The organism is Clostridium lentum (genome assembly GCF_014287815.1).
In the GTDB taxonomy this organism is placed as follows: domain Bacteria; phylum Bacillota; class Clostridia; order Clostridiales; family Clostridiaceae; genus Clostridium; species Clostridium lentum.
On sequence record NZ_JACOOQ010000014.1, the window covers coordinates 67,133 to 80,819 of the forward strand.

8 protein-coding genes are annotated in these 13,687 nt (G+C 29.9%); 3 read left to right on the plus strand and 5 right to left on the minus strand.

The annotated features are described in order from the left end of the window. Window positions 1-262 precede the first annotated feature (262 nt). On the minus strand, window positions 263-2,110 hold the full coding sequence (gene htpG, locus H8R92_RS09175; protein ID WP_186835290.1) for a molecular chaperone HtpG: 1,848 nt from the start codon (window positions 2,108-2,110) through the stop codon (window positions 263-265). A gap of 655 nt (window positions 2,111-2,765) precedes the next feature. On the opposite strand from htpG, the gene H8R92_RS09180 reads away from it, so the two are divergent. Beyond that, window positions 2,766-3,188: a hypothetical protein gene (locus H8R92_RS09180; protein ID WP_022212351.1), complete on the plus strand. Its 423-nt coding sequence runs from the start codon at window positions 2,766-2,768 to the stop codon at window positions 3,186-3,188. A gap of 21 nt (window positions 3,189-3,209) precedes the next feature. Here H8R92_RS09180 and H8R92_RS09185 read toward each other — a convergent pair whose 3' ends face one another. The 3 genes from H8R92_RS09185 to glpK form a co-directional block, all read right to left on the minus strand. Beyond that, the gene (locus H8R92_RS09185; protein ID WP_186835282.1) at window positions 3,210-4,013 is read right to left on the minus strand and encodes a class I SAM-dependent methyltransferase; all 804 of its coding nucleotides are present in this window, start codon (window positions 4,011-4,013) and stop codon (window positions 3,210-3,212) included. Window positions 4,014-4,196: 183 nt separating this feature from the next. Beyond that, complete coding sequence (locus tag H8R92_RS09190) at window positions 4,197-8,549, minus strand: PolC-type DNA polymerase III (protein WP_186835283.1); 4,353 nt, start codon at window positions 8,547-8,549, stop codon at window positions 4,197-4,199. A gap of 211 nt (window positions 8,550-8,760) precedes the next feature. Further along, window positions 8,761-10,260: a glycerol kinase GlpK gene (glpK, locus tag H8R92_RS09195; protein ID WP_022212348.1), complete on the minus strand. Its 1,500-nt coding sequence runs from the start codon at window positions 10,258-10,260 to the stop codon at window positions 8,761-8,763. A 470-nt stretch (window positions 10,261-10,730) separates the two neighbouring features. Here glpK and H8R92_RS09200 point away from each other — a divergent pair, with 470 nt between their 5' ends. Then, entirely contained in the window at window positions 10,731-12,008 is a 1,278-nt protein-coding gene (locus H8R92_RS09200) for a dicarboxylate/amino acid:cation symporter (protein WP_022212347.1), read from the plus strand. Window positions 12,009-12,057: 49 nt separating this feature from the next. Here H8R92_RS09200 and H8R92_RS09205 read toward each other — a convergent pair whose 3' ends face one another. Continuing rightward, window positions 12,058-12,432: a zinc ribbon domain-containing protein gene (locus tag H8R92_RS09205; protein ID WP_022212346.1), complete on the minus strand. Its 375-nt coding sequence runs from the start codon at window positions 12,430-12,432 to the stop codon at window positions 12,058-12,060. A gap of 111 nt (window positions 12,433-12,543) precedes the next feature. Here H8R92_RS09205 and H8R92_RS09210 point away from each other — a divergent pair, with 111 nt between their 5' ends. Further along, window positions 12,544-13,551, plus strand: a complete 1,008-nt coding sequence (locus tag H8R92_RS09210) for a PLP-dependent cysteine synthase family protein (protein WP_186835284.1) — start codon at window positions 12,544-12,546, stop codon at window positions 13,549-13,551. Window positions 13,552-13,687: the final 136 nt, after the last annotated feature.

Below are 13,687 nucleotides of genomic sequence, written 5' to 3' on the forward strand. Positions count from 1 at the left end.
CAGTGTTTAAATCTGTTTTTTCTATGAAGATAAGATGAACTTTCACTATTTATTATAACAAACTCACATTTTTAGTATAAAATACTTATAATATACAACTAGATTAAATTAAATTGGAGATTTTACATATGAATAATTTTAACTTAAACCAAAAACGTCAACAAATGTAAACTAAAAATAAACAAAAAAACATTAATTTTTCTTAATGATAATTACATATAAAAAAAGCTATATCAACTTTGATACAGCTTTTTTCATATTCTTAATCTATCTTCATATTATTTGCAATAAGCTTGTTACTTCTTTTAATAAATTCAGAAATTTCTTCTGGGCTTAATCCCCCACTAGAAATCCTAGCTAAATCAAATATCTCATGGCAAATAAGATTTTTATTATCTTCATTTTCCATGGTTAATATATTTTTTATAATCTTGTTATTTCTATTTATAACTAAAGTTTTTTCTTCCTTAAACATGGCTGCCATATCCATGTTTCCATACATTCTGCTCATTTCAATCATTCTTCTTGATTGTTCTGAAACTGTAATAAGTGCTGTAATTTCTTCGTTCTTTAAAGATTCAACCTTAACTTCTTCTATTTTATCTTTTAATATTTCCTTAAATAATTCTTTAATTTTCTCATCATTATCATCACTATCTTCTGTATTTTTTAAGATATCACTTATATCAGAATCAATTCTTAAAAATGAAAGGTTTGGATTTTCTCTTTCTAATAGAGTTATAAAGTGGTTATCTATACTACAATTTAGAATAACTGCATTTAGATTATTTTCTTTAAATATATTTATATATTGACTTTGCTCATTTTCATTATTTACATAGTAAATCTTATTTTCATGAGTTTCTTTACATTGCTCCATATATTCTTTTAAAGTTAAATACTTACCATTTAAATCTTTAAATATAAGTATTTCCTTTATTTTTTCATAAAAGCTTTCATCTCTTAGACAGCCATACTTAATAAATATCTGTATATCATCCCAAAAGCTTTCATAATTTTCTCTTTGATTAGTAAATACATTTACCAGCTTATCTGAAACCTTCTTAACAATATGTTTAGAAATCTTAATTACATTTTTATCTTGTTGTAAAAAGCTTCTTGACACATTTAAAGGTAAGTCTGGACAATCTATTACTCCCTTTAGCAATAGTAAAAACTCCGGAATTACTTCTTTTATATTATCTGCTACATAAACTTGATTGTTATATAACTTTACTTCACCTTCAGTAACTTCTAGCTCATGTTTTAATTTAGGGAAGTATAATATACCTTTTAAATTAAATGGATAATCTACGTTAAGATGGATCCAAAACAACGGATCATTATAATCCTTAAATTCCTTCTTATAAAACTCCTTATATTCTTCATCGCTGCAATCCTTTGGCATTTTAGTCCAAAGTGGCTTTATTTCATTTATAGGAGTCTCTTTTTCCTCATCTTTCTTTTCTGCACATTCATCTTCAAAGAATATTTCCACTGGCATAAAAGAACAATATTTTTCTATTACAGATCTTACCTTATAATTATCTAAAAATTCACTACTTTCCTCATTTATATATAAGGTAATAGTAGTTCCCCTACTTTTCTGCTCATTTGAATCACCTATTTCGTACTCTGTTCCACCATCACAAATCCATTTAACAGCTTTTGCTCCTTCTTTATATGATAAAGTATCAATTTGCACCTTATCTGATACCATAAAAGCTGAATAAAATCCTAAACCAAAGTGTCCAATTATTTGTTTTCCTTCATCTTCACTTTCTTTATACTGCTTAACAAAATCCTCTGCCCCAGAAAATGCTACTTGTGTTATATATTTTTCTATTTCTTCTGCTGTCATTCCTATTCCATTGTCGCTAAAAGACAGAATTTTCTTATCTTTATTAACCTTTACTACTATTTTATAAGCATTATCTTCTTCAACTTTAGCTTCACCTAATGATGTTAGTCTTTTAAGCTTATGAACTGCATCACACCCATTACTAATCAATTCTCTCACAAATATATCCTTATCTGAATATAGCCATTTTTTAATTATTGGAAAAATATTTTCTGTATGTATTGATATATTGCCTTTTTCCACGATAATATTACCTCCTATTCCTTTTATTGTATAATTTTAGTTTATATGCTTTTTTAAGTCAATTAGTTTCTTTTAATTTTTTATATATTTTTTGTTAAATTTCTTCAGAAAATATGTGGGGCTGTCGCAATAGCAAATAAAAAAATCCGTTAGCGATAGCTCCTTTTCTATACTTTTATAAAATTTAAGGCATATTTTATGATATGGATAGACATTATTTAAAAATAGAAGCACTTTAATAAAGCTAACAGAAAAAACTTGAAAAATTTAACTATTAAGCTTTTTTTATCTCAAACCAATGCTTACCAGTTCGGTTATATTGTATTTTATTATGTAACTTATTAACAAAAATGAGCTGTGCACTAATTATTTAGTGCGACAGCCCAATATTATCTATTTTATACCTATATACCCTAAAATATTAATACATTGTTTTTAAAAGGTACTGCAATGATATTTTGCAGTACCCCATATATAAAATCCAAGTTATTATAAGGTTCTACTCATAATAACTTGAAGCCTACACTCTTTATTATCTCTATAGTCATTTAATTTATACAGTAAATTCACAAAAACTTTACTTATTAAAACTTAAATATAATTGTTTTACCCCCTATCATATACTATAATGTAATTAAAATTACAAATGGAGTGATATTAAATGACTAATTATAATGATAGATATGGCTTTGATCTTCTTTCCATTTTTATGATCTTCATATCTTTAATATTAAATGTCTTTCCAATAACAAGAATTTTTTCTTTTATTCTACTAATTTTATCTTTTTATAGAGCATTTTCTAAAAAGTATTATAAGAGACGTCAGGAGTATAATGTATTTTATACATATTGTAATAAATTCTTAGCACTCTTTAAGAAGTCATTACCTGCAAATATTCCTAATTTTCACTTTGGCAATCTTTATCCATTAGTGGAAAGTGCTAAAAATTCTTTAAATGAAAAGCGTAACTATAAAATAACTAAATGCCCTAAATGTCACCAAAAACTTAGGCTTCCTAGAGGTAAAGGAAAAATTGTTGTTACTTGCAGAAGATGTTCAAACAAATTTGACTTTAAAACATAAAATATGAGATTTTGAAAAATCTCATATTTTTTTTACTCCTTTGGCAATTAAATTCAATAAAATGATTGTATAACTATTTTCAAATCTTCCATCTTTAACTTTCTGCATTACCTTCCCTACGGTAGGATTATATCTCATTAAAAGCTTTATTTGTTCATCATTAATTTTAGGTATTTTTAAAATATTTTTCATTCCTATAATATCACTATGAATGGTCACTGCTTCAAAATCCAAATCCTCATATCCACATATTCTTAGTATCTTAACTAACTTTCTTCCTATTTCTCTATTCCATCTAGCCCTCTTTTCTATTTCCTGAAAAAAGCTTCTGCCACTTTTGATTAAGAAAGAAGGATCACTTATTCCCATAAGTCCACTATCAGAATCTATAATAGCTATAATTCCTCCAGGCTTCAAAATACGATATATTTCTCTTACAGCTTCCACAGGTTTATCTAAATGTTGCAAAACAAACCTGCATATTACAAAATCATAAGTATTATCTTTTAGTCCAGTTTTATATATAGTTGTTTTTTCAAAGTCTACTCTATTTTTATAATAACTATTAGAAAGTCTATTTTGAGCAATCTTAAGGAGTTTATCATCTACATCTAATATAGTTAAATTTGAATCTGGTAGATTTTCCAGAAGCTTTTCACTGTAAAACCCCGGTCCACCTCCCACATCCAATATATCCATTCCATTTTTCAGTCCAAGCCATTTTAATGTTCTAAATTCTTTTTCCCATCCTAACTTTACTTGTGCCTTTAATCTATCCACTTCATTATTGAAGCCAATCATATTATAAATAGAACTATATGTCACTATATACACCTCTAAATTACTTTTGCTATATTTTATGTTACAAAGATAAATTGGTTCATTTCTTCATTCCTTATCATATTGAAAATTTCTCCATAATGATATATTTTTTACATAAAAACTCATGTCCCATTAACTCTATTTGTCTTTTTGACAGTAGCTAGTTAATATTGACATGAGTTTTTATTAGAATAATGAAAGTTGGTTAGTTTCTGACATTCCTTTTAAGCATCCATGTACACTTAATGTTTCAATAACAGTCTTTGATACTTTAGACCTTATTCTTAAGTCTTCTTTAGAAATAAATTCCCCATCTTTTCTTGCTTCAAATATTGCTTTGGCTGCATTCACTCCAACTCCTTGCAGGGAGCTAAGGGGGGGTCTTAAAGCATTACCTACTATTTGAAATTTAGTTGCATCAGATTCATATAAATCAACTTTAAGCATTTCAAAACCTCTTTTATACATCTCAAATGATAATTCAAGAACTGTAATAAGACCTTTATCTTTTACCGTTGCACTATTTCCTAAAGCATATAATTCCTGTAATTTAGCATGTACTGCACTTTCGCCTTTACAAATAAGCTCTGCATCAAAATCATCTGCACCTCTTACCGTAAAATATGTTGCATAATATGCCAATGGATAATACACCTTGTAATAGGCAACTCTCACAGCCATCATGCAATATGCAACAGCATGCCCTTTAGGGAACATGTACTTAATTCTCTTACAAGATTCTATATACCAATCTTCAACTTTATTTTCTCTCATTATTTTTTCAAATTCTTCTGTTAACCCTTTACCCTTTCTTACACTTTCCATAATAGTAAAGGCTGTTTTAGGCGGTACACCTTTATACATAAGGTACACCATAATATCATCTCTTGTGGCTATACAATCTCTTAAGGTAGTATATCCTTCCTTAATAAAGTATTGTGCATTATTAAGCCATACATCTGTACCATGAGAAAGTCCTGAAATTCTCACTAAGTCAGAAAATGTTTTAGGCTGTGTATCAACAAGCATCTGCCTTACGAACTTAGTTCCAAATTCCGGTAGCCCATAGGAACCTACTTCACATTCAAGTTCCTCTTTGGTAACTCCTAGAGCATCAGGTCTGGTAAATAATGATAATACTTTCTCATCATTCAACGGTATTGTTTTAGGATCTATTCCAGTTATATCTTGTAGCATCCTTAATACCGTTGGATCGTCGTGTCCTAGTATATCAAGCTTAAGAAGTCTTCCTGAAATTGAGTGGTAATCAAAATGGGTTGTTGTTACATCTGATGTGTTATCATCTGCTGGTCTTTGTATAGGCGTAAAATTATATACATCTGTATAATTTGGTACAACCATTATTCCACCTGGATGCTGTCCTGTAGTTCTTTTTATTCCAGTACATCCAATAGTTAACCTTTCAATTTCTGCTTGTGAAGCAATCTCACCTTTTTGATCTAAATACTTTTTAACAAATCCATAGGCAGTCTTTTCTGCCACTGTACCTATTGTACCTGCTTTAAATACATATCCCTTACCAAAAAGAACTTCTGTATACTTATGTATATCAGCTTGGTTATCCCCTGAGAAATTTAAATCTATATCTGGTTCCTTATCTCCTTCAAATCCTAAGAAAGTTTCAAATGGTATATCATGACCATCTTTAATATATGGTACTCCACAATTTGGGCAATCCTTATCTGGTAAATCAGCCCCTGAACTCACTGATCCATCTAAGAAGAATTGTGACTTCTTACATTTTGGACACACATAATGTGGTGGAAGCCCATTAACTTCTGTAATATCTGACATTGTTGCAACAAAAGAAGATCCAACAGATCCTCTAGAACCTACTAGATATCCATCTGCATATGATTTAGCCACCAGTTTTTGTGCTATAAGATAAAGAACTGCGTATCCATTATTTATGATAGAGTTTAGCTCTTTATCAAGTCTCTTCTGCACTACTTCTGGTAGGTTTTCTCCGTATATTGAATGAACCTTATTCATGGTCATATTCCTTATATCATCATCAGCCCCTTCAATCTTAGGTGGATATGTCTCATCAGGAATAGGTTTTAATATATCAACTGAAGCTGCAATTTCCTGTGGATTTTTTATAACAACTTCCTTTGCAATATCTTCACCTAAATAAGAGAATTCTTTTAACATTTCTTCTGTAGTTTTAAAGTATAAAGGTGGTTGATTTTCTGCATCTCCAAATCCTTGCCCAGCCATTATAATCCTTCTAAATGCTTCATCCTGTGGCTCTAAAAAATGTACATCTCCTGTAGCTACTGTTGGCTTGTTAACTTCCTTGGCTAAATTATAAATCTTCCTATTTATATCCTTAAGCTCATCTTCATCTTTTACATTTCCCTTTTCTATAAGATAAGCATTATTTTCAACTGGCTGAATTTCAACATAATCGTAAAAGCTCATTATCTCTTTTACTTCTTCATCATTTTTACCACCAAGTACAGCTCTATAAATTTCACCTGCTTCACATGCACCACCAATAATTAGCCCACCTCTCATTTCAGCAAGCCTTGATTTTTTAGTTCTAGGTCGTCTAAAGAAATTATCTATATGAGCCTCTGACACAAGCTTATATAAATTTCTTATACCTTCCTGAGTCTTTGCTAAAATTATAATATGATATGTTGGAAGTTTCTTAATATCAACCTTTTCTAAGAAAATCTTATTAAGTTCACTTAAGTCTGAAACTTCATATTCTTCTTTAATCTTCTTAATACACTCTACAAATATATCACCTGTTGCTTTAGCATCGTCTACAGCCCTATGGTGGCTTGTAAGCTTTATACCTAAATGTTTAGCCACTAAATTAAGCTTAACTGATTTTAATTCAGGATATAAAAATCTACATATCTGTACAGTATCAAGAATAGTAGCATTGAAATGTAAATCTAAATCTTTGCAATTTTTTTCAATAAAGCTACAGTCAAAGCTGGCATTATGTGCTACTACTGCTGCATCTCCTATAAAATCCATAAATCTTGGTAGTACAAAGTCTATTGAATCTGAATATCTTACCATATCATCACTTATCCCTGTAAGTTCTGTTATCTTATAAGGAATTGGTCTTCTAGGATTGACAAACTCACTGAAGCTATCGATTATTTTCCCATTTTTAACCTTTACCGCTCCTATTTCAATAATTTTATCATTCTTTGGTGAAAAACCAGTTGTTTCTAAGTCAAAAACCACATATGTGTCATCTAAATTTTGACCTTTTTCATTAATTGCTAAAGGAATACCATCATCAACTAAATATCCTTCCACACCATAAAGAACTTTAATTTTATTTTTCTTTGCGGCAATTTGTGCATCTGGAAAAGCTTGAACAACCCCATGGTCAGTAATAGCTATAGCAGGGTGTCCCCACTTAGCAGCTCTTTCAATGATTTTCCCAACTGGAGTAGTCCCATCCATGGCACTCATGGTAGTATGACAATGTAGTTCAACTCTTTTCTCTGTTGCCCCATCCATTCTCTCTAACTTTTTCATTCTTAAAATATCACGTCCCATGATAACAACTTCTCTAGCATATGTATCATATACTGCTTCCCCTCTTACCTTACAATAAAGCCCCGTTTTAATATTATCAAGAACCTCACCTTTTTCCTGCGGCTTTAAGAAGCATTTTACTGTAATTGAATCAGTATAGTCTGTAATAAAGAATGTTAGTATTATCTTTCCAGTCTTAGTTTCCATAGTATCAACCTTGAATACCTCTCCTAAAACTGCCACATATCCAGAAGTTTCATTAACCTCTTTAATTGGTATTGCTTCAATAGATATATTTCTTCCATAAATAGAGTTTTCACTCTTAGGTTCTCTTTTATATGTATTTTCCTTCTTTTCATATGGCTTCTTCTCGGTAGATTTCTTTTCTTGTGCCTTGCCACTTTCTTTGTAGCTACTTCCTGCTTTTTGTATTTCTAAAAATTTGGCTTGCAGCACCTTATTTAAAAGAGCTCTTTCATTCTTTTCTTTTTCAGCATAATCTATAATTACTTCCATAGATGGATCAAATCTTATTTCCACCTTACATTTTAGACCAAATATAGCTTCAATGGTACCTTCAATAGATTTATCGCCATATTTTGACTTTAAATGTTCAGTTACTTTGTCATATCCATTTAATACAATTACCTTATTTCCTTCAACAACTCTTTTACTACTTAAAAGCAATGTCTTACATAATGGAGTTTTCTTTATGGTATCTGAAATACATTCAAGCCAATGACTTTCTACCACTTCTTCTAAAGAAATATTTGAAGCATCTTTATAAAATAGAATTTCTATAGTTATCCTAATCATTAAGGTCTTGCATATTATCTTCTTTATTAATTCCTCTTCTTCTATGGCTAATCTTTCTTTTCCTCTTAAAATTACTTTTAAAATATTACTCTTTTTTAAAAGCTGAAATCTTATTATATTTAACTCTTTATCTTCTAAGCTTTCATGTTTATTAATTTCAAGGGTAATTTTCTTTAAGATATCTTCGCTCATTAAAATCACCTCATCTTTATAAAATTAACTATAACATTATAACACAATTATAATATTTAAAAAGGGACTTTTTTTACAGCCACTTTATTAATATTGAATACTACATATATAGTATATTGAGACTTTATTTTTAGTATCTTTTCAAAAATTTACTCTTGCTAATTAATCCTATTAAAATACATATATCCCCTCTTTTATTTTCTATTATTTTTTAATCTTCTTCCCATGCCATAGCTCTTGTTACTGCTTTCTTCCATCCTCTATAAAGCTTTTCTTTCTTATCTTCATCATATTGTGGCTCATACGCTTGGCTTACACACCATTTTGTAGTTATCTCTTCTTTTGATTTCCAGAAGCCAACAGCTAATCCTGCAAGATATGCTGCCCCTAATGCGGTTGTTTCTGTAATTATTGGTCTAATTACCTTTGTTCCAGTTATATCAGCTTGGAACTGCATTAAGAAATTATTTCTACTAGCTCCTCCATCAACCTTAATACTATTAAGTCTACAACCTGAATCCTCTTCCATTGCATCCATAAGATCTCTTGATTGATAAGCAATGGACTCTAATGCAGCTCTTATTATATGATTTCTATTAGCACCTCTTGTAAGTCCTAATATAGTTCCTCTTGCATACATATCCCAATAAGGAGCTCCAAGTCCTGTAAAGGCAGGTACTATATATACTCCACCGTTATCTTTTACTTTACCTGCAAAGTATTCTGTATCAGCAGCATCATTCACTAGCTCTAACTCATCTCTAATCCATTGAATTACAGCTCCACCAACAAATACGGAACCTTCTAGAGCATATTGAACTTTACCATCTATGCCAACGGCAATGGTGGTTAATAGGCCATTTTTACTTTCAATCATTTTTTCTCCAGTATTCATTAAAAGGAAACATCCTGTTCCATATGTGTTTTTTACATCTCCAGCTTTAAAGCAAGTTTGTCCAAACAGTGCACATTGCTGGTCTCCAGCCATTCCAGAGATAGGTACTCTTATACCACCTTTTCCTCCTAGATTGGTATATCCATAAACCTCAGAAGAATTTCTCACTTCTGGAAGCATAGACATCGGAATACCTAATCTTCCGATAATCTTCTCATCCCATCTAAGTTCTTTGATATTATATAACATTGTCCTAGATGCATTTGTATAATCTGTAACATGTACTTTTCCATTAGTTAATTTCCAAACAATCCATGTATCTACAGTTCCAAAAAGTAATTCTCCTTTTTCAGCTTTCTCTCTAGCTCCCTCCACATTATCTAAAATCCATTTTATTTTTGTTGCTGAGAAATAAGCATCTAATAATAACCCTGTACTTTCTTTTACATATTTAGCAAACTCTTTATCCTTCTTTAATTCATCAACAATTGCAGCAGTCCTTCTACATTGCCATACTATGGCATTATATACAGGTTCTCCAGTATATTTATCCCATACAATAGTTGTTTCTCTCTGATTGGTAATACCAATTGCTGCTATTTCTTCTTGAGTTATATTAGATTTAGCCAGCACTTCTTGTAAAACACCATATTGACTGGACCATATTTCCATTGGATTATGCTCCACCCATCCTTCATGAGGATAAATTTGTGTAAATTCCTTTTGACTTATATCTAATATATTTTGATCCTTATCAAAAATAATAGCTCTTGAACTTGTGGTTCCTTGATCTAATGCAATAACATACTTTTTCATTTTTTATACCAATCCTTTCAAAATATATATTAAATAAAAATAACCACATAAAACATATTGATTGCATAAATGCATATGTTTTATGTAGTAACTCTCACTTTCTGTTATTACCTACATAAATAGAAATTTTAAAACTCTAAATGCAACTTAGTAATCGTTTACAGTTATATTTTTAGTATTACAAATATCATAACTCTTGTCAACTTGCTTCTCTCATTTATATATACTATACAGTCTCAATCTTTGCTGATATTTAACTTTTTTAATCGCAAAAAACGAAAGTTATTTTTTGTAAATATTTATATTTGTTTTTCAAATTAACAGCTCTAAAGCTTTACATATCAAGATCAATATAGATTTTTTCTTATTTCCACTATTGTCATTTTCTTCTTTTTATGGTATAAATATATTTATATTTTGCAAGTTATGTTTTCGAAAATTGCATTTTATAAAAACAAAGGGGGATACTTATGAGAAAAAAATTAAATTTGACAGCGAAAATTTTTATATGCTTAATTCTTGGAGCCATTACAGGTATTATTTTATACCAATTACCTAGTGGATACATTAAGGATGATTTTATTATTAATGGTGTTTTTAAAGTTATAGGTAAGGGATTTGTTCGAGCAATGCAAATGCTAGTTGTACCTTTAGTATTTTGTTCACTTGTTTGCGGTAGTATGTCTATTGGAGATACTAAGAAACTAGGTAAAGTAGGTGCTAGAACCATAGCTTTCTATATTGCAACTACAGCCATAGCAATAACTCTTTCCATTGGTATAGGAAAATTACTTAATCCTGGTTTAGGTCTTGATTTATCTACTATGGAAATTGCTGAAACAACTATAGCAGAAAGTACAGCAGTTTCTGATGTAATATTAAATATAATTCCAACTAATCCTATAAATTCATTAGCTGAAGGAAATATGCTTCAAATAATAGTATTTGCTCTTTTAATTGGCCTTATTTTAGCACAATTGAAGGATAAAGCTGAAACAGTTGGTAAGTTTTTTACACAATTTAATGATATTATGATGAAGATGACAACAATAGTTATGAAGGCTGCTCCAATAGGTGTATTTTGCCTTATAGCCACAACTTTTTCAACTATGGGATGGAATGCTTTTGCTCCACTTTTAAAATATATATTTGCAGTATTTTTAGCATTAGCTATTCATTGCTTAGTAACATATATGCTTATGCTTAAAGGCTTTACAAAACTAAGCCCAATAAAATTCTTAAGCAAATTTGCTCCTGTTATGAGCTTTGCATTTTCTACAGCATCATCTAATGCTTCAATTCCTTTATCCATTGAAACATTAGATGAAAAATTAGGTGTTTCTGAAAACATATCATCTTTTACTGTACCACTTGGTGCAACTATTAACATGGATGGGACTGCTATAATGCAAGGTGTAGCTGTAGTATTTGTTGCTCAAGCTTTTGGTATCAACCTAGGATTAAATGATTACCTTACTGTAATACTTACAGCAACACTTGCTTCCATAGGTACTGCTGGTGTTCCTGGCGTTGGTATGATCACTCTATCAATGGTCTTTAATTCTATAGGACTACCTGTTGAAGGAATAGGTCTTATAATGGGAATTGATAGAATATTAGATATGTGTCGTACTGCTGTCAATGTTACAGGTGATGCAGTATGTACAACAATAATTGCTAAACAATACGGTGAACTAGATGAAAGTATCTTTAATGACAATCTTAATACAGCAATTTTAAATGATTAATTAAGAAAAGGGCAATTTATAATGCCCTTTTATTTTCTATTACAATATTTTATTTAATTCTATTACCGCAATATGGACAATAACTATATTGTGAATCAACCTCTCTTCCACAGCCTGGGCATATTTTTTCCCTCCATGTATTTTCCTCTTCTTTTAAATCCCAATAATTTATTTCTATATCATTGTCATGCTCAATACTTTTTCCCTTTTCCTTAGAAACTTTAAATACACAGCTACAATTCTCACAAATAAGGTAGTATTCTTCACGCCACTTAAATATAGGTATAAAGAAAAAATGAAAATAATCATATTGCTTTACCAATTTACCTGTAACATTTTGTAAACATCTTTTACATGTAAGATTATTTATTTCTTTTATTATCTTTTCCCTATGTTCTATGCCAAAAATCCCTATAAAAAACATAGTTTCCTCCTTTTATAATATTAATAAATTTGTTTTATAAGCATTAATATTTTCTATTATACATATGCATATATTTATTATAGTAGATTATTTAAAATAAAGGAGTTTTTTATGCAATCTATCTTAAATAAAATTAGCAATCTAGAAAAACTTATAGGCAACACTCCACTAATTGAAATTACCTTTAAATATAAAGATAGACCTTTAAAGATTTATTCTAAAATTGAATATTACAATTATACTGGAAGTATTAAAGATAGAGTTGCCTTATATATAATAAAAAAAGCTTATTTAGCTGGTAAAATTAAAGAAAAAGATATTGTTGCAGAAGCTACCAGTGGTAATACAGGCATATCCTTTGCAGCCATTTGTACCTATCTAAATCATGATGTCCATATTTATATGCCTGATTGGCTCAGCACTGAACGAATAAAATTATTAGAAATCTTCAATGCAACCTTACATTTAGTTTCCAAGGAAGATGGAGGATTTCTAAAATGTATTTCATTAATTGAACAGTGTAGCAAACTTTGTTCTGATATATTTCTTCCAAGCCAATTTACCAACGTAGATAATATTTATGCTCATTACTACTCAACTGGTCCTGAAATCTATTCTTCCTTAAGAAAAAGACATATCATTCCATCTATCTTTGTTGCTGGTGTTGGTACAGGTGGTACTGTTATGGGAATAGGTAAATACTTAAAAGAAAAAAATAAAAACATTAGAATTTATCCTCTAGAGCCAGCTAATTCTCCAACACTATCAACAGGAACACACATAAGTGACCATAGGATTCAAGGTATATCTGACGAATTTGTTCCACCAATTTTAGATCTTGCCTCTTTAAATGAAATTATAAGTGTTGATGATGGCGATTCAATAATAATGGCTCAAAAACTTTCTAAAGTTCTTGGTCTTGGTGTAGGTATTTCCTCTGGTGCTAACTTTTTAGGTGCTGTTAAGTCCTTAGAAATGAATAATTTTAAAGGAGCAGCTATTACCGTTTTTCCTGATGATAATAAAAAATATGTTTCTACAGATTTAATGAAAAAAGAACCTGTTAAAGAAAACTTTATTTCTTCAGATATTGAATTATTGCATTTTCGCATATTATAATCACCATAAAATAATATAAAAAAGTGGCTTTCGCCACGCTCCCTTCGGGAATTTAATTTTAAGTATTCTAAAAGGCATAGAACTAACATCGGTTCTATGCTATATTTTTCCTATTAATTAATACTTTATTCCGTAT

What these genes read in the sequence shown, in the direction of transcription:
- H8R92_RS09180 (WP_022212351.1), top strand. Translation starts at nt 2,766, where the DNA reads ATGACTAATTATAATGATAGATATGGCTTTGATCTTCTTTCCATTTTT.
- H8R92_RS09190 (WP_186835283.1), bottom strand. Translation starts at nt 8,549, where the DNA reads ATGAGCGAAGATATCTTAAAGAAAATTACCCTTGAAATTAATAAACAT.
- glpK (WP_022212348.1), bottom strand. Translation starts at nt 10,260, where the DNA reads ATGAAAAAGTATGTTATTGCATTAGATCAAGGAACCACAAGTTCAAGA.
- H8R92_RS09200 (WP_022212347.1), top strand. Translation starts at nt 10,731, where the DNA reads ATGAGAAAAAAATTAAATTTGACAGCGAAAATTTTTATATGCTTAATT.
- H8R92_RS09205 (WP_022212346.1), bottom strand. Translation starts at nt 12,432, where the DNA reads ATGTTTTTTATAGGGATTTTTGGCATAGAACATAGGGAAAAGATAATA.
- H8R92_RS09210 (WP_186835284.1), top strand. Translation starts at nt 12,544, where the DNA reads ATGCAATCTATCTTAAATAAAATTAGCAATCTAGAAAAACTTATAGGC.